This window comes from Arthrobacter sp. zg-Y916 (assembly GCF_020907385.1).
Classification (GTDB): domain Bacteria; phylum Actinomycetota; class Actinomycetes; order Actinomycetales; family Micrococcaceae; genus Arthrobacter_B; species Arthrobacter_B caoxuetaonis.
The window spans coordinates 1-20,905 of sequence record NZ_JAJJOD010000010.1; the positions used below are offsets into that span (position 1 = coordinate 1).

Here is a 20,905-nt window from a genome sequence, read left to right on the forward strand (position 1 = left end):
GGCGCCCGAACCCCACAGACCCCAAACCCCCCGGGCGGCGGCCCGCACAGGGGAGGGAGGGGAGCCGGCAACCCGGCTGGGGAGGGACAGGAGCCGGGCGGCGCCGGGATGGCGCCGCCGGAAGTCTGCGGGGACGGACACGTTGACCTGCTTCCAGACAAGTTCCGAATGAAAGACGGCGGGACGGAGTGATCCGCCCGGGGGAAATCATAAGGGGCCCGAACTAAGACTGGCACTCTCATGCTTCGAGTGCTAATCTACTGCCGAAAGTTGAGCGAATCCAACTCAACTTTCCTCAAACAGCAGATCAGCCCGCTGAATGGAGCAGCGGAGGCGTGAAGGAGTTGATTGTGTGATGGCTACCCGATTTGACCCGTTCCGTGAACTGGACCGTTTTGCCCAGACCCTGCGCAGCGAAACCCTGCGCGGGATGCCGATGGACCTCTACCGGCAGGACGACCGGTATGTCCTCAGCGTCGACCTTCCCGGCATCGATCCGGGCTCCGTGGACATCGACGTCGACGGCCAGCTCCTGACGATCCGTGCCGAGCGCACCCTGCGCGGCGCCGATGGCGTGCAGTGGCTGACCCGTGAGCGCGAGGGCGGCTCCTTCCTGCGCCAGCTCAGCCTTGGCCAGGGTCTCGACACCGAAGGCATCACCGCCCACTACGAAAACGGTGTGCTCACTGTCCTGATCCCGGTCAGTGAAAAGGCCAAGCCGCGCCGTATCGAGGTGCAGTCCGGCTCCTCGGCATCGCTGGGCACCAGCGGCGAGCACCGCGAAGCCGAGGCGGTCAGCGCCTAGAAGCACCATGTCCATTCGGGGCGGCAGGCGGAGTTCGCGTCTGCCGCCCCGATCCGTGTCCGGGCACTGACGCGCGGGCACCGGGCCGCGTAGCGTGGGCACATGACTACCCAGGCGCGTGCCGCGATCCTGCGCGGCGTCCATGAACAGTTTGAAATCACCGACGTCGTTCTTGACGACCCCCGTCCTGACGAGGTGGTGGTCCGGATGGTCGCAGCAGGCGTCTGCGGAACCGACCTCGGAGTCCAGGCCGGCCACATTCCGTTCCCGCTGCCCGGCATCCTGGGCCATGAAGGAGCCGGCGTCGTCGAGGAGGTGGGCAGTGCCGTGACCTCCGTGGTTCCCGGCGACCACGTCCTGCTCAGCTTCACCAGCTGCGGCACCTGCCGGAACTGCCGCAGCGGCCATCCCGCCTACTGTGTGGACTTCCTGGACCTCAACCTCCTGGGCGGCTCGCGCATGGACGGCAGTGCCACCATCACCAAGGACGGTAAGGGAGTCCACGGACATTTCTTCGCCCAGTCCTCCTTCGCGAACCTGGTCCTCGCGGATGAGCGCGGCGTCACGAAGGTGGATCCCGACGCAGACCTGACCCTGCTCGCGCCGCTGGGCTGCGGAATCCAGACCGGAGCCGGTGCTGTCCTGAACGTGCTGCGCCCCGAGCCGGGTTCCACCCTGGCGGTCTTCGGGGCCGGTCCCGTGGGTCTCTCCGCCGTGATGGCTGCGGCCCTCAGCGGCTCGACCCGGATCGTGGTCATGGACCTGGTGGACTCGCGGCTGGAGCTGGCCCGGCAACTCGGAGCGACCGACGTCGTCAATTCCGGCAGTACCGATGCGCTGCAGGCGCTTTTGGAACTCACGGACGGCGCGGGTGTCACGCACGCACTGGAGACAACGGGAAGCACCCACGTCGCGGCGGCTGCAGCGGACTCCCTGGCTCCGCTGGGCAAGCTCGGCCTGATTGGCGCACCCGCCTCCGGATCAACCGTGGAGCTGGACGTGAACTTCCTGCTCAACGGGCGCCAGGTGCTCGGCATTACGGAAGGGGACTCCACTCCGCAGCTGTTCCTGCCCGCGCTGGTGGACCTGGTGCAGCAGGGACGGTTCCCGCTGCAGAAGCTGGTGACCCCCTACCGTTTCAATGAAATCAACGATGCCGCCGCCGCCGCGAAGGCCGGAGAGGTGCTGAAACCTGTGCTCCACTTCGAGGACCTGCACTAGGCTGGAGAAAAATCCGGTCCCGAGCAAGGCGGTCATCCGATGTTGGTCAGCGTAGGTCAGTTCAGCCCCGGCGGAGACGTCGAGGAAAACCTTGCGGCGATGCGCTCGCTGGCTGAGAAGGCAAAAGCCGAAGGGTCCGAGCTGATCGTCTTCCCCGAAGAGTCCATGTTCAGCATCGGCAAGGTCGAGGGGACCCTCGCATCAGCGGTCGACGCCGGCTGGACCAGGTTCGTCCAGCAGCTCTCGCTGATTGCCGCAGAACTGCGTATCGCCGTCGTCGCCGGCGGGTATGAATCCTCAGGGGAAGAGCGGCCCTACAACACCCTGGTCGCCATCGATAACGACGGCAGGATTGCCGCGACGTACCGCAAGCTGCACCTGTACGACGCTTTCAGCTACCAGGAATCAACCCGGATCAAGGCCGGGGACCGCGGCATTCAGGTGGTGGAGATCGGCGGCCTGCGGGTGGGGCTCATGACCTGTTACGACCTGCGGTTCCCCGAGCTGGCCCGCGCCCTGGCCGTCCAGGGAGCGGACCTCCTTGCCGTGCCTGCCGCCTGGTTCAAAGGTGAGCACAAAGTGGACCACTGGGAGACGCTGCTGAAGGCCCGGGCCATCGAGAACACCGTGTGGGTGGCAGCTGCCGGCACCTCGAGCTCCCACACGATTGGCCACTCCGTGGTGCTTGATCCCCTGGGCATCCCGCAGGTCTTCCTCGGTGAGGAGCCGTCCGGCGTTGTTACTGCCAACGTCGTGCGCAGCCGCATTGACGAGGTCCGGGAATTCCTTCCGGTGCTGCAAAACCGCCGGTTTGCCGCCAATGAGCAGATTCTGGACGGCTAGCGCGCGTTTGGTTCCGGCAGTTCGATCGGCTGCCGCCCCGGGCCCTTAACGAGGTACCGGTAAGCGGCGAGCATCAGCAGCAGCCACACCCCGCCGACGGCCAGGGCTGTCCGGCCGGGTCCGGTGAAGGCCAGAATGACGGTCACCACGCCCATGAAGGCCAGCGCGGCATAGTTCAGCACCGGCCATCCCGGGAACGCAAAGCCGGCCGATGGCGTCCCCTCCCGGCGCATTTCCAGTCTCATGCGGTGGTGGCTGAGCAGGATGGAAGACCAGGTGAAGAGCGTCGCAAACGTGGCAATCGAGGCCACCACCAGGAACAGCTGGTCCGGGATCCACAGATACAGCCCCAGCCCCGCGACCAGGCTGGCCATGAGGATGCCTACCGGCCAGACGGGCACACCAAAGCGGGACACCCGGGTGAAGCTGTTCGGGGCGTGGCCCTGTTCGGCGAGCCCGTACATGGTGCGGGCGGCGGCGTAGAAGATCGAGTTCATCGCCGACAGTGCGGCCGTCAGGACCACGGCGTTGATGAGGTGTTCAGCGAACGGAATGCCCAGGCCCGCGAAAACCTGCACGAAGGGGCTGCCCTCGGAACCGATCCGGTCCCAGGGCAGGAGGCAGAGCATGACGCCCAGGGAGAGGATGTAGAAGAGCAGGATCCTCACCGGTACGGTGTTGACTGCTTTGGGGATGGCCCGCTGCGGGTCCCCGGTTTCGCCGGCGGTCACCCCAAGTGTCTCGATACCGCCGAAGGAGAACACCACGATTCCCAGGCTCATGACGACTCCCCACACTCCAAAGGGTGCGAAACCTCCGTGGTCCACCAAATGGTGCACGCCCGGTTCGTAGCCGCCGGTGCTGATGCCGAACACGATCAGGTACAGGCCGCCGGCCACCATCGCGATGATGGTGGAGACCTTGATCAGGGTGAACCAGAACTCCAGTTCCCCGAAGACACTCACGCGCATCAGGTTCAACCCGCCGATCACCAGCATCGCGGCGACCATCCACAGCCAGCCCGGGGTGTCCGGGAACCACAAACCCATGTACATGCTCACGGCAGTCATGTCGGCGATGGCAACAATGATCATCTCGAAGGCGAACGTCCAGCCCGTGAGGAAACCCATGCGGGGGCCAAGATAGCGGCCGGCGTACTGCGAAAACGAGCCGGCGACGGGATGGCGTACGGCCATTTCTCCCAGTGCCCGCATGACCAGGAACACCGCGCAGCCGGCAATGAGATACGCGATCAGCACGGCTGGTCCCGCCGCTTGGATGGTTTGGGACGAGCCGTAGAACAGCCCGGTGCCGATGGCGGAACCAAGCGCAATGAAACGGATGTGCCTTACGGACAGGCTGCGTTGGAGCCCGGTGTCGCTGCGGCGGTCAAGGGGGGTGGTGAGGGGCATGGTCTTCCTGTGCCGGGGCACTCGGCCGCCGGGGTTGCTGGTCCGGTGCGGGGCTTGGAGGCTTGTTGATCCCGCTTGCCGCGCGGCGCGCACCAACGGGGGCGGGCGCCGCTCAAGTCTCCCACATTCAGCGGCGCCGCCGCCTCTCCGGAGACCTCTCCGGACCGTCCCGCAGGGGCCGAACGGCCGGCGGCGTGCAGGTCCGGACCGAAGTGACAAGCGGCCCGGAACGGAAGGGAAAAGTTTTTCGCAACCGCGTAACTTTTCCCGGTCTATGGACGATTACCTCTGTGTAATGGCCGCGCCGGGGTTTATCCCCCCAAAAAGCTTCGGCGCGGCCATTTCCCTGCAGGATCAGCCTGGGCGGGGTACGATTTGGTTCGCCCCAACGTTCTGGATCGAAGGACCCCGCCTTGGCTGACCCGCTCACAGAGCAGATGGTCGCTGAGGCGCGTGCAAACAGCCCCGCGGCACTCCGGGCCGTATACGAGTCCCTGGCGCCAGCCGTCCTTGGCTACCTGAAGTCCAAGGGCTGTGACGATCCTGAAGCCCTGGCACAAGAGGTCTTCCTGACGGTATTCGGCAAGCTATCGACAATCACCGGCGGAGCCGCAGGTCTGCGAACCTTCACCTTTTCCGTTGCCCACGCCCGGATGGTCGATGACCAGCGGCGGCGTGAGCGCCAGCCCGCCCCCGCCCCCTATGACCCGCTGGCGGATATCCGGTATTCGGAATCGGCTGAGGACACCGTGATGGCGAGTTCCCACATGGTTGCCCCCCTGCTGGAAGGGCTCACGGACCAGCAGCGCGAGGTGATTCTCCTGCGCGTCGTCGCGGATCTCTCCTTGGAGGAAGCAGCGCAAATCATGGGGAAGACGGAAAACTCCGTCAAACAACTTCAAAGAAGGGCCCTGGCGGCCCTCAAGGAACGCTTCGCAGGAAAGGAGGCAGCGGAACTATGAACGGGATGTCCAGCAACCCCGGCGACGAAGAAGCAATCCGGCGCCTCTTGGATGAATCAGGTGTCGAAGCAACACCGGAGCTCACAGACGCGCTCCGGAAGCTGCGCACCGAGTCCCGCGGCGAGGCGCCGGCGCCGTGCGCCGAACTGGAGGCCCTCTTCATGGCAGGAGTCACCCCTCTTCGCAAGTCCCGCCGCCGTGGTTTCCTCCTGGGCGGAGCGGTCATTGCGGCCATGGCTGCCGGCACTACCGGCGTCGCTGCGAACGGCGACTTTTGGGTGACCGCAGAAAACTCGCACGAGTTGCCCGCGCCCGTGCACTACGAGCAGATCCCGGCCCCGGCGCCGGCTCCGGAGACCCCGGCGCCAACCGACCTTCCGGATTCCTCCGCCGATCCTGCACCTGCTGCCGAAACCATCCCGGACCCGGAGGCGGTTCCGTCCGCCGAAGCCGAAGCCGAAGCCGAAGCCGAAGCCGATCCGTCCGTGCCGTCAGTGCCGGCCGTGCCCGCCGCGCCTACGGATGGCGCTGCGGAAGGCCCTTCGGAAGATTCTCCGGAACGTGCTCCCGAACGTTCAGAGCAGCGGAGCGGCCGGGACTGGAACCAGGGGAACCCGGGCAACGGTTCAGAGAATGGCCAAAGGCAATCCGGCTGGGAGCATGAAAAGCGTTCCGGTACGTCGAAAGACGGGTACGGCAAGGACCACGGTGAGCGCGGCAAGAGCCAGGAAAACCGGGCTAGGAGCGGCCGGGATGATGACTGACCGGGCCGCGGACTTCGGCTAACCCCGTCCTTTTTCACACGAGAGGCCAGTTACGGCTCGTTTCAGACGTGAAACGAGCCGTAACTGGCCTCTCGGTGGTTTTGGCGGCGGAGAGGGCTAGACCGTCAGCTGGCGCTTGGAGGAAATCACTCCGGTGTTGAAGCCGGCCAGGTTCAGGCCGCCGTGGAACCGGGCGTGCTCGATCTTCACGCAGCGGTCCATCACCACGTTCATTCCTGCCGCTTCGGCACCGCGGGCCACGTCCTCATGCCAGGAGCCCAGCTGCAGCCAGAGCGTCTTGGCCCCCACAGCCTTCGCTTCCTCGAGAACCGTCGGCAGGTCCTCGTGCCGCCGGAAAACGTCCACGATGTCCGGGGTCTCCGGAAGGTCCGCCAGCGACGCGTACACCGGCTGGCCCAGGATTTCCTTGGCCACCGGGTTCACGAAGTACACCTTGTACGGCGAGGAGGAGAGCAGGTACGTCGCCACGAAGTAGGACGCACGGGAGGGCTTGTCCGATGCTCCGACAATCGCGATCGACTTCGCCGAACGCAGCAGGGCCAGGCGTTCCGGGGCGCTGGGGCTCTGCCAGGTGCGGGTATCGGGTGTTTCAGACATTGGCGGACTCCTGGGTCTGGGCAGCGGTCGCGGCGGGCACGGAGCAGGACGCCGGTTCGACGGCGGCAGCCGGGGACGCTGCGGCGGCCGCAGCGGCGGTGAGGCCCTGGTCCAGGTCCCACAGGATATCGTCGAGGTCCTCCAGCCCCACGGAGATCCGGACCAGGTCCTCCGGCACACCGGCAGCAGCCAGCTGTTCGGGGGAGAGCTGCTGGTGTGTCGTGGAACCCGGGTGGATCACCAGGGTCCGTGAGTCGCCGATGTTCGCCAGGTGCGAGGCGAGCTGCAGCGACTCGATGAAGGTCTGGCCTGCGGTCCGGCCGCCCTTCACGCCGAAGCTGAACACGGAACCGGGTCCCTTGGGCAGGTACTTCTTGGCCCGTTCATGGTGCGGATGGGACGGCAGCCCGGCATAGGACACCCAGGCCACGCGCTCGTCCGCTTCCAGCCATTCGGCCACGGCCTGGGCGTTGCGCAGGTGTTCATCCACCCGCTGGGCCAGGGTTTCCACGCCCTGCAGCAGCTGGAACGCGGACTGCGCGCTCAGCGTGGGCCCGATGTCGCGCAGCTGCTCGGAGCGGAGCTTGGTCAGGAAGCCGTATTCACCGAAGTTCCCCCACCAGGAGATGTTGCCGTAGGAGGGCACCGGTTCGGTCATGGCCGGGAACTTGCCGTTGCCCCAGTTGAACGTGCCGGCCTCCACGACGACGCCGCCGAGGGTGGTGCCGTGACCGCCGATGAACTTGGTGGCGGAGTGGATGACGATGTCCGCGCCGTGCTTGAACGGCTGCACCAGGTAGGGAGTGCTCAGCGTGGCATCGAGAATCAGCGGCACACCGGCGTCGTGCGCCACCTTGGCCAGGCCCTCGATGTCGGTGACCTCGCCGCTGGGGTTCGCCACAACCTCGGCATACACGGCTTTGGTGTTTTCCTGGATTGCCGCCGCGTAGTCCGCAGGATCCGTTCCGGGAACAAACGTGGTTTCGATCCCGAAGCGGCGCAGCGTGACGTCCAGCTGCGTGACCGTTCCGCCGTAGAGCTGGGAAGCGGCCACGATGTGGTCCCCGGCGGAGCAGATGGCCGCGAAGGTCACGAACTCCGCTGACATGCCCGATGCCGTCGCCACGGCTCCGATTCCTCCCTCGAGGGACGCGATGCGTTCCTCGAACGCGGCGACCGTGGGGTTGCCGATCCGGGAGTAGATGTTGCCGTACTTCTGCAGCGAAAACAGGTTCGCGGCGTCGGCGGTGTCCTTGAACACGAACGACGTCGACTGGTAGATGGGCACGGCACGGGCGCCGTGGATGGCGTCGGGGGTTCCGCCGGCGTGCAGGGCACGGGTGCGGAAGCCGAACTGGCGGTCACTCATGGAACTGAGTGCTCCTTCCTTGGGGGAACCGCGGGTAAGCGGTTCTCCGATGGTTGCTTTATTAGGTGCGGAAAACCAACAATGTGAAGAACAGATGCGACGAGGCGACCCGGGGAGCCGGCATGGAACAGTACGTGATCGTGGTCGAAACGGGATACAAACTGGCCTCGGCGAACCACAAAATCACACCCACGGACCCGATGGACCGGGTCGAGGCGCAGAAGATGTTCACCGAAATGATGGACAGCCGGCATCCGGAACTGCTGCCGCCGAAGCACAACACCACCATCCTGGAAGTGTCTCCGGTGGAGTTCGTGCGCCTGCACCGTGCCATGGGCGGCGCGGTGGAGCTGGACCGGGTGACGCTGGCGCGCGTTCACTAGGCAGCGCTCCCGGCACGCCGTTCCTCGCACACAGCGTGGATCGCGGGAATGCACGGCTCGTTCTGCAGGCTGGTGGTGTCTCCAAGCGTGCTGCCCTCGAACAGCTGCGTGAGCAGGCGGCGCATGATCTTCCCGGAACGGGTCTTCGGTACATCGGGAACCACGACGACGGCGGCCGGCTTGGCGATCGGCCCGATCTCCTTGGCGACGTGGTCCCGCAGGGCCTTCGTGACGGCGTCCCCGTCCGTGGCCGCGGCATCCGTCAGGACCACGAACGCGGCAATCGCGTGCCCGGTCTTCGGATCCGCGACGGGGCAGACCCCGGCCTCCACGACCCAGGGGTGGGAGACCAGTGCCGATTCGATTTCGATGGTGGAGAGCCGGTGGCCGGAGACGTTGAGCACGTCGTCCACGCGGCCCAGGATCCAGGTGTCTCCGTCGTCGTCGTACCGTGCACCGTCCCCGGCCAGGAACCAGCCCTGCTGCGCGTACTGCCGCCAGTAGGAGGAGAGGTAGCGCTGCGGGTCGCCCCAGCAGGTGCGGGCCATCGACGGGCCGATCCGGTCCACCACGATGAAGCCCTGCACGTTCGGCGGAACGTCGTTGCCGTCCCCGTCGACGATCCTGGTGGAGACGCCGGGCAGGGCGCGGGAGGCGCAGCCGGGCTTGAACGCGGTGTCGGTCTGGCGCGGAGACAGGATCGTCGCGCCGGTTTCGGACTGCCACCAGGTATCGATCACGGGGACCTCACCGCGGCCGATGTTCTCCCGCATCCAGCGCCACGCTTCCGGGTTCACCGCTTCGCCGACCGTGCCGAGCAAGCGGATGGAGGACAGGTCCCAGGTGTCCGGGACGCCGTCGGGGAACCAGCCCATCAGGGACCGGACCAGGGTGGGGGCGGTGTAGTAGCTGGTGACCTTGTACCGTTCGATGATTTCGAAGTGCCGGCCCGGGTGGGGGGTGTTCGGGGTGCCTTCGAAGATGACCTGGGTGACGCCGTTGGAGAGCGGGCCGTAGATCTCGTAGGTGTGCGCGGTGACCCAGGCCAGGTCGGCAGTGCACCAGTGGACGTCCTGCCCGCGCGCGGATTCGTCCGGATTGGCGAAGAGGAACTCGTAGCTCCAGGACGCCTGCGTGAGGTAGCCGCCCATGGTGTGGACCAGGCCCTTGGGCTTTCCCGTGGTGCCGGAGGTGTACATGATGAACAGCGGCGTTTCGGCGTCGAAGGATTCCGGCTCGTGCACGTCGGAGGCCGTGTCCACGGTGTCGTGCCACCAGACATCCCGCCCTTCGGTCCAGGCGATGTCGCAGCCGGTGCGCTTCACCACCAGGACATGTTCGATCGCGTTTTCACCGGACACTGCTTCATCCGCGTTGTCCTTGACCGGAACGGCAGTGCCGCGGCGGAACTGCCCGTCCGTGGTGACCAGCAGTTTGGCCCGGGTGTCTTCCACCCGGAACTTCAGTGCCTCCGCGGAGAACCCGCCGAACACCAGCGAATGCACCGCGCCGATCCGGGCGCAGGCCAGCGTGATGATGATGGTCTCGGCGATGACGGGGAGGTAGATGACCACCCGGTCGCCCTTTTCGATGCCCAGGGCCAGCAGCGCGTTGGCAGCCTTGGAGACTTCCTTCTGCAGCTGCGCGTAGGTGATGCTGCGCCGGTCCCCGGGCTCGCCCTCGCAGTGCAGGGCAACCTTGTTGCCGCGGCCCGCGGCAACGTGGCGGTCCACGCAGTTCACTGCGACGTTCAGCCGGCCCCCGGCGAACCATTCGATCTCCGGGACGGTGTACTCGGCATCGGCTTCGGGAACGTCCGGGCCGCTGAGCCGCTGGGGCGGGGTGAAGCGGTGCGCGGTGTGCCACGGCGTCTCCCACTGCAGCCGCCGGGCAGCCTCTTCCCAGAACGCGATGCGCTCTGATTCACTGGCGAACTCCGGTTCGGCTGCTGTCTGGGTTGCTGTGCCTACGCCCATTTCTTCACTGCCCACTTCTCTGCGACGCCCAGCAGGGCATCCGTTGTTTTACCGATGACCGCCAGCAGCACGATTGCCAGGAACATCCGGTCGGTGCGGCCGTTGTTCTGCGAGTCGGTGAGCAGGAAGCCCAGCCCCATGGAGGAGGCGATCAGTTCCGCGGCCACCAGGAACAGCCAGGACTGGGCCAGCGCAAGGCGCAGGCCGGAGAAGACCGAGGGTACGACGGCGGGCAGCTGCACCGTGGTGAGCAGCTTCAGTCCGTTCAGGCCAAAGGCACGGGCTGCTTCCACGAGGTTCTTGTCCACGTGCCGCAGAGCCAGGGACACGGTGGTGAAGACCGGGAAGAACGCCCCGATAGTGATCAGCGTGACCTTGGAGTCCTCGCCGATGCCCATCCACAGGATAAGCAGCGGAACCAGGGCCAGGGACGGAACGGCCCGGACGGCGCCGAACAGCGGGCCCAGCAGCACATCGGCCAGTTTCGAGAGGCCCAGTACCGCGCCCAGGACCAGGCCCAGGGCGGCGCCGAGGGCGAAGCCGGTGAGGACCCGCTGGGTGGAGATGGCGATGTGCGTGCCCAGCTCGCCGCGCTCGATCAGGTCAGCGGCGGAGGTCAGGACCGCGCCGGGTGAGGGCAGCTGCACGGCGCTGAAGAGGCCGAGCACGGACACCAGCTGCCAGAGGGCCAGCAGGAGTACCGGAACGACGAGGCCCAGGGACACGCGGACCCAGGTCCGGGAAAGGGCGCCGGCGGACGGACGCCCGGTGACGGGCGGGACAGCCGCGGACGGGCCCTGCGGACCCACGGCCACGGGAACGGAAGCTTGCTGGGAATTGCTGCTCATCAGGATTCCTTAACGGCTGCCGAATCGGCCTTCTGCACGAAGGAGGCATCCAGCAGGGAGGCGACGGCGTCGTCGATCGCCTTCTGGCTGGCGACGTCGCCGGTCTCGACGAACACGGGTCCCACCTTTTCCAGGACCTTGCGCTGGGCGTCGCCCGGGGCGGCGTCGACGTCGAGGTTGCTGCGTTCCAGAATGACGGTGCGGGCCACTTCGAGGTCCAGGCCGGCGACGTCGGCGAGGATCTGCGCGGTTTCTTCCGGGTTCTCGGCTGCCCAGGCACGCGCCCTTTCATAGACGTTGACCACGGTCTGGGCTACTTCCGGCTGCTCTTCCAGGAAGGACTCGGTGGCGTTCAGGAAGCCGTAGGTGTTGAAGTCCAGATTGCGGTAAAGGAACTCGGCACCAGCGTGCTCGGCGCCGGCCATGATCGGGTCCAGGCCGGACCAGGCGTCCACGGCGCCGTTTTCAAGGGCAGTGCGGCCGTCCGCGTGCTGCAGGTTCTCAACCGTGACATCGGAGGTGCTCAGCCCGGCCTCTTCCAGCGCCTGGACCAGGAAGAAGTACGGGTCGGTGCCCTTGGTGGCGGCGACGGACTTGCCGGCCAGGTCAGCCACGGAACTGATGTCCGAGTCGGAAGAGACGAGGAGTCCGGCCCATTCCGGCTGCGAGTAGATGCTGATGGTCTTGATCGGGGAGCCGTTGGACCGGGCCAGCAGGGCAGCCGAACCGGCGGTGGAGCCGACGTCGATCGCTCCGGCACGCAGTGCCTCATTGGCCTTGTTCGATCCGGCGGACTGCACCCAGTTCACGTCCACGCCCTGCTCTTCAAGGGTGGCTTCCAGCCAGCCCTGGTCCTTGATGACCAGGCTGAGCGGGTTGTAGGTGGCGAAGTCAATGTTCAGGGTGCCGCCGTCGGCTGCATCATTGGCGGCAGCGCCGGAGGAGTCTTCGCCGGCAACGCAGCCCGTGAGGGCCAGCGAGAACGCTGCGGCAGCGGCGGCCAGGACGGCGAGGGGGCGGCGGGAGAAGCTGGGCGGGCGGCGGGAGAAGCGGGAACGGCGGTTCATGGGGATTCCTTCAGGAAGTGGAGGGCAGGGAAGAAGGGCGGTGCGGGCACGGATCGCCCGCGGCATCCGCCGCGGGAATGCCCGCGGCGGTGGGGGAGGAGGGGTCGCCTAGTGGCGGTCGACGCCGAGGCTCGCCAAGAGCTCTCCGCGCATTCGTGCCAGTTCAGCCGAGGCACGGTCCCGCGGACGGGCGCCCGGGACGGTGATGGTCTGCGTGATGGTGGCACCGGGCTTGCCCGGTTCCCGGCCGAGGATAATGATCCGGTCCGCGAGCTGCAGCGCCTCGTCGACGTCGTGCGTGACCAGCAGGACAGTGGCCGGAGCTGCGCGGTGCACGTCCAGCAGCAGGTCCTGCATCTTGAGGCGGGTCAGGGCGTCGAGGGCGCCGAACGGTTCGTCGAGCAGCAGCACGCCGGGCTTGCGGGCCAGCGCCCGGGCCAGCGACGCGCGCTGGGCCATGCCGCCGGACACGGCGCGGGGCTGGTGCTTCGCGAAGCTGTCCAGCTCAACCAGCTTGAGGAGCTCGGCGACCTTGGCCTTGCCCTCGGACGCACTGGTGCTCTTGGGCAGGCCGATGGCGACGTTGGCCTGCAGGGTCTGCCACGGAAGCAGCCGCGGTTCCTGGAAGGCAACGGCACACCGGTCATCGATGCCGCGGACGGCAGTACCGTCGATCAGCACCTGCCCGGTGGAGGCGGCGTCGAGTCCGGCGGTCGCGCGCAGCAGCGTGGACTTGCCGCAGCCGCTGGAGCCGAGGATGGCCAGGACTTCGCCCGGACGGACCTCGAAATTGATGTCGCGCAGCACCACGTGGGCGTTTGCGCCCGAACCAAAGGCGCGGCCAACGCCGTCGAACGTTACCGGCAGGGCAGAGTCTGGCGTGGGACGCGGGGCAGTGGAAACGGCATGGGAGCCGGAGGACAGTACTGCAGTCATGTGAACACTCCATCGGTCCTGGCAGTAGCACCCTACGGAAAACGTCCTGGGCCGGGTTAGCGGCCTCCTGCGACGTCCACCTCGCTATCGCAGTGCCTCAAGGAGGAAGCACTCCGACCAGGGTTGCTGCGGCTTCACTGATCCAGGTCTCTCAGCCGCTCGGGATGGTCAAGTGCAACTAAACGCCCTCGGACAGCCTGCGGGCAAGTCCCCGCGTAACATTCCGAATCCGGGTCCCTCCGGCCCTATTTCCCGCCGAGAGGCCACTTACGGCTCTTTTGAGCGCCCAAACCAGCCGTAAGTGGCCTCTCGGTGGTCGGAGAGGCGGCGCGGAGGCGGGCGGAGTTGGAGGTACGACGCCGGGCGTTACGCCGCGTGACACGGCCGGGGTTGCGCCGGCCCCGGCTCAGGGGCCCATACTGGAGCCGCAGGATCATGAGTCCCAACGCAAAGCTCTGGCTGGTTGGGCGGCAACCCTCTTTCCGTAGCGGGGTGCCCCAGATGACGATCCGGTCGCCCGGCGAATCCGTCGGCGGCAAGTACGGCGCTCCGTCCCCGGTGCGTCGCCTGGGAAAGGATTCTTCGATGACCAGCGCTCCCCGCCAGATCCGCTTCAACGCCTTCGACATGAACTGCGTCGGACACCAGTCACCCGGCTTGTGGCGCCACCCCGAAGACCGGTCGGCGGACTACACCAGGCTTTCCTACTGGACCCACCTGGCGAAGACCTGCGAACGCGGGCTTTTCGACGGAATCTTCATTGCCGACGTGCTGGGCACCTACGACGTCTACGGTTCCTCCAACGAAGCCACCCTCCGCCAGGGCACGCAGGTGCCGGTGAATGATCCGCTGCTGCTGGTCTCCGCGATGGCCCTGGTCACCGAAAACCTGGGCTTCGGCGTCACCGCCGGCACCGCCTATGAGCATCCGTACCCGTTCGCCCGCCGGCTCTCCACGCTGGACCACCTCACCAACGGGCGCGTCGGCTGGAACGTCGTTACCGGCTACCTGCCTTCGGCCGCCCGCAACATGGGCCAGGAGGACCAGCTCGAGCACGACGAGCGCTACAACCACGCCGACGAATACCTCGAAGTCGTCTACAAGCTGCTTGAGGGTTCCTGGGAAGACGACGCCGTCGTCCGCGACAGGGAAACCGGCGTCTTCACGGATCCGTCCAAGGTCCATGACATCAACCATGAGGGCAAATACTTCAAGGTCCCCGGCATCCACATCTCGGAGCCGTCTCCGCAGCGCACCCCCGTGATCTACCAGGCAGGCGCATCGCCGCGCGGCATCGGCTTGGCGGCGGAGAACGCTGAAGCAGTGTTCGTGGGCGCGTCCACAGTGGAGAAGCTCAAGGCCACGGTCACGAAGATCCGCGACGCCGCGGAAGCCGCCGGCCGGGACCGGCACTCGATCCGGATCTACACCCTGCTGACCATCATCACGGCCGCCACCTCCGAGGAAGCCGAAGCCAAGCACCTGGATTACCAGAGCTACACCAGCGACGAAGGTGCCCTGGCGCTGATGTCCGGCTGGATGGGTGTGGACCTCTCCACCTATGAACTAGACCAGCCGCTCGGCGCCGTGAAATCCAACGCCATCCAGTCGGCGGCTGCGAACTTCCAGAAAGTGAACGACGACGGCGAGCCCTGGACAGTGCGCGACATCGCCGAGACCGCCGGGATCGGCGGACTGGGCCCGCGGCTGGTCGGCTCCGGTGCGGAGGTGGCCGAGGAGCTGATCCGCTGGGTCGAGGAGACCGACGTCGACGGCTTCAACCTGGCTTACGCGGTCACGCCCGGAACCTTCGAGGACGTCGTCGAGTTCGTGGTGCCCGAGCTGCAGAAGCGCGGCGCGTACCCTACGGAGTATGCCCCCGGAACCCTGCGCCAGAAGCTCTTCGGTGCCGGTGACAAGCTTCCGGAGGACCACCGCGGCGCGCGGTTCCGGCTGGACCCAGCGGTCCGCCGCTAGGCCGGCCCTGCGGGGGTTCCGTTAGGCTCGTGCGCATGACAAATGCGGGGAACACCAAAGCTCTCAGTCTCAACGTCACCTCCAAGCGCGCCCGGGCCCGCGGGGAAATGGTGGTCGCGGCGCCTGTCTCGGCGCTCCCTCCTGCCGTCGAACGGGCCGGGGCGGGGCTTCCACGGATGACCCTCACCGGGATCTGGCAGGAGCGGGCAGAGCTGGTGGCGGGAACCACGTGGAAGACGTTCGGCGAAGACATTGTGCTCACCTTCGAGCCGGTGGACGCTGCAACCACACGGGTGGTGGCCACCAGCACACCCCACGTTCCGACCACCATCTTCGACTACGGGCAGGGCAAGGCCGACGTCACCGAGGTGCTGAACGCCGTGGCTGCGGAGCTCTAGCCAGGACAGCAGGAAGCGGCGGCACGCAGCCGCCGCTTCCTGCCGGCAGGATCTAGTAGATCTTGATCGAGCCGCCGTCGGCCATCAGCGTCTGGCCGGTCATGTACTGGGACTGTTCGCTGGCCAGGAACACCACGATCGGAGCGATGTCCGTCTCCGGATCGCCCAGACGGCCCAGGGGAATGCCGTCCACCACTTCCTGGAAGGCCTCCGGGAACGCCTGGCTCCACTGGGCGATGCCCGGGGTGAGCGCGATCGGGGAGACCACGTTGACGCGGATGCCGTCCTTGGCCCATTCGTTGGCCGCCGTGCGTGAAATGGCGCGGATGGCTTCCTTCGCGGCGGCGTAGGTGACCTGGTTGGGAAGGCCCTTCATGCCCGCGCCGGAGGCAAAGTTGATGATGCTTCCGCGGGTCTTCTTCAGCTCTGGATAGGCAGCGCGCATCAGATGGAACGTGGCCATGGTCCCGGTATTGAAGGACAGGTCCCACATCTCCTGCGTAGTCTCCATAATCGGAGCCTGCTTGGAAGCATGCGCGTTGTTGACCAGGACATCCAGGCCGCCAAAGCGCTCCACGGTCTCCGCCACAATCTCCTTGGTGCTCTCCTCCTTGGAAATGTCCTTGGCAATGAAAATAACGTCGCCCTGGCCATCGAGTTCAGCCAGGAGCTTGTCTCCCTGCGCCTGGTCAATGTCGACGACGGCAACCTTGGCCCCTTCGGCCAGGAAGCGGCGGACGATTCCCTGCCCGATCCCTCCGGCGCCGCCCGTGATGATCGCGGTCTTATTTTGCAGTTGCATGGTCTTCCTTCCGTAATGCCGGTGCCCTTTCGGAATCCGGCGGGTGGGTGAGGGATTGTTCAACCCCGGCGATGAAGTTCGCTACGAGGAAATCCAAGGAGCGGCGCGACGCGGCGTAGCTGATGCCCTGGTCCCGGAAACCCAAGGCCTGCGGGTAGGGGGCGACGGCGTCGTCACCCCAGCGCTGGTCGCGTTCCGTTCCGGTGCGCTCGGGGCCCGTGAGAGCTGCAGCGGTAATGGAAGCGGTGCCGATGACGGCGGCAGAAACGCCCAGCAGGCAATCGAAGCCCTGCTCGCTGGTTAGTCCTGCCTTCCGCAGCCGGGAGAGCAGCAGCTCGATCTCTTCGGGTGTTGCCACGTTCACCAGCCGCCGCGGCGTCAGGATGATGCGCAGCAGCCACGGATGTGCCTGGAATGCACGCCACTGGGCATCGGCCATGTGCTGGAGCATCTCCTGCCAGGCGGCGTTCGGGGTGGGGAGCAGTTCATAGTCGCGGGCGGCAGCGTCGGCCATGAGCAGCAACAGGGCCCGCCGGTCAGCCACATGGCGGTAAAGTGCCATTGCGGAGACCCCGAACTCGGCGGCGACCCGGCGCATCGAGACGCCGTCCAGGCCGTCGGCGTCGGCAATCCGGACGCCGGCTTCCGTGATGGCGGCGGCGTTCAGTGGTTGCGGTTGCTTGTGGGGCACGACCGTCCCTTCCGTAGCGTGTTTACAGTGTATACCTCAAGGCCTGCACGAGCGCTTGATGACCGTATCTTTAGGAGCATTGACCCAGCCTGCACGCGCTCCTACGGTGGAGGCAGGGCCAGCGGCGGCCCGCCCCGGCGAAGGAGAATCCCATGGATCCAGCAGCTGACGCATCGGGACGCGTACTGTCCGCGGACGGAACGCCCATCGCCTGGGAACGTCACGGCCAGGGTCCGCCGCTGGTGGTGGTGGATCCCATCATGATGGACCGGACCACCTCCGGCCTGGCCGGGGTTGCCGAACTGCTGGCAGAGGGCCACACCGTCTACACGTATGACCGCAGGGGTAAGGGCGAAAGCGGGGACGGGGAGGAATACACCCCCGAATCCGAGGTGGATGACCTGCTGGCCGTCGTGCAGGCCGCGGGTGGATCGGCGGACCTGCTGGGAACCTCCTCGGGAGCGATCCTTGCCCTCCGCGCCGCTTCGGAATCAGCGGTTGTCTCCAGCGTCATTGCCGTCGAACCGCCGCTCTCCCAGGAAGGCTCGGCAGGGCCTGACATCCGGCCGCAGCTTGAAGCCCTGATCGACGCCGAGGACCGGGCGGGAGCCGTGCGCCTGTTCCAGGAGTCCATCGGTGTTCCGGAGGAACTCATCGAGCAATCCGAACCCTCACCTTTCGAGCCGGCGGCGCACACCATCTCCTACGATCTCACCCTCATGCTGGAAACCGACATCCAATCCCTCACCGGCATTCATGTTCCGGTCCTGGTGCTGGCCAGCAGCGGCAGCGATGCCCGGCTGCAGGGCTGGGCCCGCGAGACGGCCGAAATCCTCCCGGAGGGTTCTTTCCAGTTGCTCGAGGGATCCTGGCACGGACTGGACGATGCAGTGCTTGCCGAGGCGGTCAACGACTTCCTGGAATAAAGGCCGCGGACGCCTGATCGACCAGTCGCAGGACGGCGCGTACGCTGTAGACCCGTTGAGTTCCAACCGGAGGGAGGGCCAGAATGGCACACCGCAATGATCCCGAGGTTATATCCCGCCTGCTCTCATCCAAGGGACGCTGGGCAGTGGTAGGTCTCTCGAACAATCCGCTGCGTCCGGCAGTCGGCGTCTCCAGATTTGTCCAGGACTCGCTGGGGATGGAGATCGTCCCGGTGAACCTGGCGGGCGACGACGTCTTCGGCAATAAGGGCTACACCAGGCTGGCCGAGATCCCGGGCCAGATCGACGTCGTCGACTGTTTCGTGAATTCGGCCCGGGTGGGGGACATTGTGGACCAGGCCATCGACATCGGTGCCAAGGCCGTCTGGCTGCAGCTCGGCGTCGTGGATGAGGCGGCCGCCCAGCGCGCCGCCGAAGCGGGGCTCGACGTCGTCATGGATACCTGCCCCGTCATTGAAGCGGGACGCTACGGGCTCTAAGGCCCCGCCGGAGCGGCCGGGCGCAGGTCCACCGGCAGTGAACGGTGGGTTTTCCACGCCGTGAGCATCTGGTCCCGGGTGCCGCCGGGGTGGGAGGCGTGCCAGTCCCGGGAGAACCGGTTCAGCTCAAACTGCGGCCCGATTGGCCGGGCATCCCCTGACCGGGTGGCATGCCAGTGGTCCCGCGCCGCGGCCAGCGTCGCAGTTCCGTCATTGTCGGCGAAGAACGCCCGCATGGGCGCATCAAACCGGAAACCGGGCCCCAGCGCATTGACGAAGAACTCCCGGAGCACCTGGCTGCACGGATGCCCGGCAGGAACCACCGTATGAATCGTCAGCGGCGGGACCAACGGCGCAGGCCTGCGCGGTGGGCGGGCGGGCGCTTCCGCCCGGGGGCGTCCGGCCAGGCAAGCCGCGACGCGTGAGCTGACAGTGGCCTTTGAGCCGGCGGCGCTGAGGCCGTTTGCCCGGGCGAAGCCCTGCAATTCCTCCTTCAGCCAATACCAGCGGAGGAACTGCGTCTCGCTGAGATCGGTGGAAAGCGGCGGGCGCTGCGGCGGAATCACGCCTTCCATCCTGCCCGACGAAGATGCCGCAGGCCCCAGCCCGCGCCGTAGACGAGGAAACTCTTGGTGACCCAGGTGATGCACGTCACGCACGGACGCACTGCGTCATGTGCGGTCACAACATTGCGCGGGCTCCCGCCAGCGGTCAGCATGAACCCGTAACCATCCAGAGCGGCTGAGAGACCTGGCTCCGTGACGCCGCAGCAACCCCTTCCGTAATTCATTCGGAGCAGAGGGGTGCTACCGCCAGGACCGATGGAGAAGCACCCGCTATCTTTTGGTCCCCTTCAAACGTGCTCCGGCGCGCTGAAGCTGTGGACTCCGCGGCGCGCGCCTTCACAACCTGAAGGAGGAGAGCATGATCCGGATCGAGAATGTTTCGACCGTTTTTGACACCGGCGGATCCAGTTTCACCGCCGTGGACAACGTGTCCCTGGACATCCCCAAAGGCAGCATCCAGGGCATCATCGGGTTTTCCGGTGCGGGCAAATCCACGCTGCTGCGCAACATCAACCTCCTGGAACGTCCCACCTCGGGCCGGGTCCTGGTCGACGGAAGGGACCTGACCGGCCTGGCGGATGCCGAGCTGCGCGCAGCACGGCATGAGATCGGGATGATCTTCCAGCACTTCAACCTGCTGAACAACCGCACGGCCGCGCAGAACGTGGAGCTCTCGCTGAAATTCGCGGGAGTGAAGAACGCTGCCGAGCGCCGGCGCCGCACACTGGAGGCGCTCGCCGTCGTCGACCTCTCGGAGAAGGCAGGAACCTACCCGGCCAAGCTCTCCGGCGGGCAGAAGCAGCGGGTTGCCATCGCCCGGGCCCTGGCCACCCGGCCCAAGGTGCTGCTGTGCGATGAGCCGACCTCCGCCGTCGACCCCCGCACCACCGCGTCCGTGCTGCAGTACCTTTCCGACGTCAACGCGCGGTTCGGCATCACGATCGTGGTGGTGACGCACGAAATGAACGTCATCAAGGCCATTGCGGACAACGTGGCCGTCATGGAGGAGGGACGGGTCGTGGAACAGTTTGCGCTCACGGAGCTTGTCCGGCCCGGGTTCACCCCGGCCACCTCGATCGGACGGTACCTGATCTCCGACGAGATCACCCTGGACCGGGCTGCCCGCCGGGAAGGAGCCCGCGTTGCTTGAGCGCATTGCCGAAGTCTGGCCCGAACTGCTCGCGGCACTGGGCCAGACCGGAACCATGCTCGTCGTCGCCATTCCGCTGGCGGTTCTGATCGGAACCCCGCTGGGTGTCCTGCTCTTCGCCCTCGGACCGGACGGACTGGTCCACAAACCCCGGCTTCACCGGGTGCTGGATTCACTGGTGAACCTGGTCCGGTCCTTTCCGTTCCTGATCCTGCTGATCGCCATCATTCCGTTCACCCGGTTCGTGGTGGGCACCACCATCGGCACCGCGGCGGTAATCGTGCCGCTGACCATCAACGCCATCCCCTACTTCGCCCGGTTCGTGGAACAGAACATCACCGCTCTCGGCGGCGGCGTGGTGGAGGCCGCCCGGTCCATGGGAGCCACCCGCGGGCAGATCGTCCGCGATGTCCTGCTGGTCGAAGCGCGTCCGGCCCTGATCAGTTCCGTCACCATCATGACCGTCAGCTTCATCTCCTACTCGGCCATGGCCGGCCTGGTGGGCGGCGGCGGAATCGGCGACTTCGCCATCCGGTACGGCTACTACCGCTACGAAACCGGGCTGATGCTCACCGCGATTGTGTTGATGGTCCTGCTGGTCCAGGCCGTGCAGCTGGGCGGCTCCTGGTTCTCCCGCCGCGCTGACAAGCGCCTCTAGCTTCTCCTCCAACCGACTTCTACAGAACGGAAC

Annotated in this window: 22 protein-coding genes and 2 riboswitches; of the genes, 12 read left to right on the forward strand and 10 right to left on the reverse strand. The window is 66.4% G+C overall.

What is annotated here, in order from left to right:
* Positions 1-355 precede the first annotated feature (355 nt).
* The 3 genes from LOC59_RS15035 to LOC59_RS15045 all read left to right on the forward strand — a co-directional run bounded on the left by LOC59_RS15035 (position 356) and on the right by LOC59_RS15045 (position 2,869).
* A complete protein-coding gene (locus LOC59_RS15035; protein WP_227896595.1) occupies positions 356-805 on the forward strand; it encodes an Hsp20/alpha crystallin family protein in 450 nt (149 codons plus the stop codon).
* Between the two features lie 102 nt (positions 806-907).
* A complete protein-coding gene (locus LOC59_RS15040) occupies positions 908-2,026 on the forward strand; it encodes an NAD(P)-dependent alcohol dehydrogenase (protein WP_229972858.1) in 1,119 nt (372 codons plus the stop codon).
* A 39-nt stretch (positions 2,027-2,065) separates the two neighbouring features.
* Entirely contained in the window at positions 2,066-2,869 is an 804-nt protein-coding gene (locus LOC59_RS15045) for a carbon-nitrogen hydrolase family protein (protein WP_227915781.1), read from the forward strand.
* Here LOC59_RS15045 and LOC59_RS15050 read toward each other — a convergent pair.
* Complete coding sequence (locus LOC59_RS15050; protein WP_227896598.1) at positions 2,866-4,281, reverse strand: amino acid permease; 1,416 nt, start codon at positions 4,279-4,281, stop codon at positions 2,866-2,868. The two genes, LOC59_RS15045 and LOC59_RS15050, sit on opposite strands and share 4 nt — an antisense overlap.
* 413 nt (positions 4,282-4,694) lie before the next feature.
* Here LOC59_RS15050 and LOC59_RS15055 point away from each other — a divergent pair, with 413 nt between their 5' ends.
* Positions 4,695-5,243 carry an RNA polymerase sigma factor gene (locus tag LOC59_RS15055; protein WP_227915780.1) on the forward strand — a complete coding sequence of 183 codons (549 nt, stop codon included), beginning with the start codon at positions 4,695-4,697 and terminating at the stop codon, positions 5,241-5,243.
* Complete coding sequence (locus tag LOC59_RS15060) at positions 5,240-6,007, forward strand: hypothetical protein (protein WP_227915777.1); 768 nt, start codon at positions 5,240-5,242, stop codon at positions 6,005-6,007. The genes LOC59_RS15055 and LOC59_RS15060 overlap by 4 nt, the downstream gene beginning before the upstream one ends.
* A 117-nt stretch (positions 6,008-6,124) precedes the next feature.
* On the opposite strand, the gene LOC59_RS15065 is transcribed toward LOC59_RS15060, so the two are convergent.
* Together LOC59_RS15065 and LOC59_RS15070 are read right to left on the reverse strand one after the other, a co-directional pair.
* The gene (locus LOC59_RS15065; protein ID WP_227896601.1) at positions 6,125-6,625 is read right to left on the reverse strand and encodes a CoA-binding protein; all 501 of its coding nucleotides are present in this window, start codon (positions 6,623-6,625) and stop codon (positions 6,125-6,127) included.
* Positions 6,618-7,994 carry an O-acetylhomoserine aminocarboxypropyltransferase/cysteine synthase family protein gene (locus LOC59_RS15070; protein WP_229972860.1) on the reverse strand — a complete coding sequence of 459 codons (1,377 nt, stop codon included), beginning with the start codon at positions 7,992-7,994 and terminating at the stop codon, positions 6,618-6,620. The genes LOC59_RS15065 and LOC59_RS15070 overlap by 8 nt, the downstream gene beginning before the upstream one ends.
* Positions 7,995-8,077: 83 nt before the next feature.
* Here LOC59_RS15070 and LOC59_RS15075 point away from each other — a divergent pair, with 83 nt between their 5' ends.
* Positions 8,078-8,377 (forward strand): hypothetical protein, encoded by a 300-nt coding sequence (locus LOC59_RS15075; RefSeq protein ID WP_227896603.1) that lies wholly within the window; start codon positions 8,078-8,080, stop codon positions 8,375-8,377.
* Here the strand turns inward: LOC59_RS15075 and acs are convergent.
* The 4 genes from acs to LOC59_RS15095 all read right to left on the reverse strand — a co-directional run bounded on the left by acs (position 8,374) and on the right by LOC59_RS15095 (position 13,204).
* Complete coding sequence (gene acs, locus LOC59_RS15080) at positions 8,374-10,353, reverse strand: acetate--CoA ligase (protein WP_229972862.1); 1,980 nt, start codon at positions 10,351-10,353, stop codon at positions 8,374-8,376. The genes LOC59_RS15075 and acs overlap by 4 nt on opposite strands.
* On the reverse strand, positions 10,344-11,201 hold the full coding sequence (locus LOC59_RS15085; protein ID WP_229972864.1) for an ABC transporter permease: 858 nt from the start codon (positions 11,199-11,201) through the stop codon (positions 10,344-10,346). The genes acs and LOC59_RS15085 overlap by 10 nt, the downstream gene beginning before the upstream one ends.
* Positions 11,201-12,268 carry an aliphatic sulfonate ABC transporter substrate-binding protein gene (locus LOC59_RS15090; protein WP_229972866.1) on the reverse strand — a complete coding sequence of 356 codons (1,068 nt, stop codon included), beginning with the start codon at positions 12,266-12,268 and terminating at the stop codon, positions 11,201-11,203. The genes LOC59_RS15085 and LOC59_RS15090 overlap by 1 nt, the downstream gene beginning before the upstream one ends.
* Positions 12,269-12,376: 108 nt before the next feature.
* A complete protein-coding gene (locus tag LOC59_RS15095) occupies positions 12,377-13,204 on the reverse strand; it encodes an ABC transporter ATP-binding protein (RefSeq protein ID WP_227896607.1) in 828 nt (275 codons plus the stop codon).
* A 431-nt stretch (positions 13,205-13,635) separates the two neighbouring features.
* A riboswitch (SAM riboswitch) is annotated at positions 13,636-13,752 on the forward strand.
* Positions 13,753-13,789: 37 nt separating this feature from the next.
* On the opposite strand from LOC59_RS15095, the gene LOC59_RS15100 reads away from it, so the two are divergent.
* Positions 13,790-15,181 carry an LLM class flavin-dependent oxidoreductase gene (locus LOC59_RS15100; RefSeq protein WP_229972868.1) on the forward strand — a complete coding sequence of 464 codons (1,392 nt, stop codon included), beginning with the start codon at positions 13,790-13,792 and terminating at the stop codon, positions 15,179-15,181.
* 35 nt (positions 15,182-15,216) lie between these two features.
* Positions 15,217-15,579, forward strand: coding sequence for a hypothetical protein (locus LOC59_RS15105; protein WP_229972870.1), 363 nt, complete (start codon positions 15,217-15,219; stop codon positions 15,577-15,579).
* 52 nt (positions 15,580-15,631) lie between these two features.
* Here the strand turns inward: LOC59_RS15105 and LOC59_RS15110 are convergent, their stop codons facing one another.
* Together LOC59_RS15110 and LOC59_RS15115 are read right to left on the reverse strand one after the other, a co-directional pair.
* Complete coding sequence (locus LOC59_RS15110; RefSeq protein WP_227896610.1) at positions 15,632-16,381, reverse strand: SDR family NAD(P)-dependent oxidoreductase; 750 nt, start codon at positions 16,379-16,381, stop codon at positions 15,632-15,634.
* On the reverse strand, positions 16,365-17,072 hold the full coding sequence (locus LOC59_RS15115) for a TetR/AcrR family transcriptional regulator (protein WP_227896611.1): 708 nt from the start codon (positions 17,070-17,072) through the stop codon (positions 16,365-16,367). The genes LOC59_RS15110 and LOC59_RS15115 overlap by 17 nt, the downstream gene beginning before the upstream one ends.
* 152 nt (positions 17,073-17,224) lie before the next feature.
* Here LOC59_RS15115 and LOC59_RS15120 point away from each other — a divergent pair, with 152 nt between their 5' ends.
* A complete protein-coding gene (locus tag LOC59_RS15120) occupies positions 17,225-17,998 on the forward strand; it encodes an alpha/beta fold hydrolase (RefSeq protein ID WP_229972872.1) in 774 nt (257 codons plus the stop codon).
* Between the two features lie 83 nt (positions 17,999-18,081).
* Positions 18,082-18,498, forward strand: coding sequence for a CoA-binding protein (locus tag LOC59_RS15125; RefSeq protein WP_227915761.1), 417 nt, complete (start codon positions 18,082-18,084; stop codon positions 18,496-18,498).
* On the opposite strand, the gene LOC59_RS15130 is transcribed toward LOC59_RS15125, so the two are convergent.
* On the reverse strand, positions 18,495-19,064 hold the full coding sequence (locus LOC59_RS15130) for an SAP domain-containing protein (protein WP_229972874.1): 570 nt from the start codon (positions 19,062-19,064) through the stop codon (positions 18,495-18,497). The genes LOC59_RS15125 and LOC59_RS15130 overlap by 4 nt on opposite strands.
* A gap of 159 nt (positions 19,065-19,223) precedes the next feature.
* Positions 19,224-19,326, forward strand: a riboswitch (SAM riboswitch).
* Positions 19,327-19,422: 96 nt separating this feature from the next.
* On the opposite strand from LOC59_RS15130, the gene LOC59_RS15135 reads away from it, so the two are divergent.
* Both LOC59_RS15135 and LOC59_RS15140 read left to right on the forward strand, forming a co-directional pair.
* Positions 19,423-20,214: a methionine ABC transporter ATP-binding protein gene (locus LOC59_RS15135; protein WP_229972876.1), complete on the forward strand. Its 792-nt coding sequence runs from the start codon at positions 19,423-19,425 to the stop codon at positions 20,212-20,214.
* Entirely contained in the window at positions 20,207-20,872 is a 666-nt protein-coding gene (locus LOC59_RS15140; protein WP_227915756.1) for a methionine ABC transporter permease, read from the forward strand. Before LOC59_RS15135 ends, LOC59_RS15140 begins: the two co-directional genes overlap by 8 nt.
* Positions 20,873-20,905 lie beyond the last annotated feature (33 nt).

What these genes read in the sequence shown, in the direction of transcription:
- LOC59_RS15035 (WP_227896595.1), top strand. Translation starts at nt 356, where the DNA reads ATGGCTACCCGATTTGACCCGTTCCGTGAACTGGACCGTTTTGCCCAG.
- LOC59_RS15040 (WP_229972858.1), top strand. Translation starts at nt 908, where the DNA reads ATGACTACCCAGGCGCGTGCCGCGATCCTGCGCGGCGTCCATGAACAG.
- LOC59_RS15045 (WP_227915781.1), top strand. Translation starts at nt 2,066, where the DNA reads ATGTTGGTCAGCGTAGGTCAGTTCAGCCCCGGCGGAGACGTCGAGGAA.
- LOC59_RS15050 (WP_227896598.1), bottom strand. Translation starts at nt 4,281, where the DNA reads ATGCCCCTCACCACCCCCCTTGACCGCCGCAGCGACACCGGGCTCCAA.
- LOC59_RS15060 (WP_227915777.1), top strand. Translation starts at nt 5,240, where the DNA reads ATGAACGGGATGTCCAGCAACCCCGGCGACGAAGAAGCAATCCGGCGC.
- LOC59_RS15065 (WP_227896601.1), bottom strand. Translation starts at nt 6,625, where the DNA reads ATGTCTGAAACACCCGATACCCGCACCTGGCAGAGCCCCAGCGCCCCG.
- LOC59_RS15070 (WP_229972860.1), bottom strand. Translation starts at nt 7,994, where the DNA reads ATGAGTGACCGCCAGTTCGGCTTCCGCACCCGTGCCCTGCACGCCGGC.
- acs (WP_229972862.1), bottom strand. Translation starts at nt 10,353, where the DNA reads ATGGGCGTAGGCACAGCAACCCAGACAGCAGCCGAACCGGAGTTCGCC.
- LOC59_RS15085 (WP_229972864.1), bottom strand. Translation starts at nt 11,201, where the DNA reads ATGAGCAGCAATTCCCAGCAAGCTTCCGTTCCCGTGGCCGTGGGTCCG.
- LOC59_RS15090 (WP_229972866.1), bottom strand. Translation starts at nt 12,268, where the DNA reads ATGAACCGCCGTTCCCGCTTCTCCCGCCGCCCGCCCAGCTTCTCCCGC.
- LOC59_RS15095 (WP_227896607.1), bottom strand. Translation starts at nt 13,204, where the DNA reads ATGACTGCAGTACTGTCCTCCGGCTCCCATGCCGTTTCCACTGCCCCG.
- LOC59_RS15100 (WP_229972868.1), top strand. Translation starts at nt 13,790, where the DNA reads ATGACCAGCGCTCCCCGCCAGATCCGCTTCAACGCCTTCGACATGAAC.
- LOC59_RS15105 (WP_229972870.1), top strand. Translation starts at nt 15,217, where the DNA reads ATGACAAATGCGGGGAACACCAAAGCTCTCAGTCTCAACGTCACCTCC.
- LOC59_RS15110 (WP_227896610.1), bottom strand. Translation starts at nt 16,381, where the DNA reads ATGCAACTGCAAAATAAGACCGCGATCATCACGGGCGGCGCCGGAGGG.
- LOC59_RS15120 (WP_229972872.1), top strand. Translation starts at nt 17,225, where the DNA reads ATGGATCCAGCAGCTGACGCATCGGGACGCGTACTGTCCGCGGACGGA.
- LOC59_RS15125 (WP_227915761.1), top strand. Translation starts at nt 18,082, where the DNA reads ATGGCACACCGCAATGATCCCGAGGTTATATCCCGCCTGCTCTCATCC.
- LOC59_RS15135 (WP_229972876.1), top strand. Translation starts at nt 19,423, where the DNA reads ATGATCCGGATCGAGAATGTTTCGACCGTTTTTGACACCGGCGGATCC.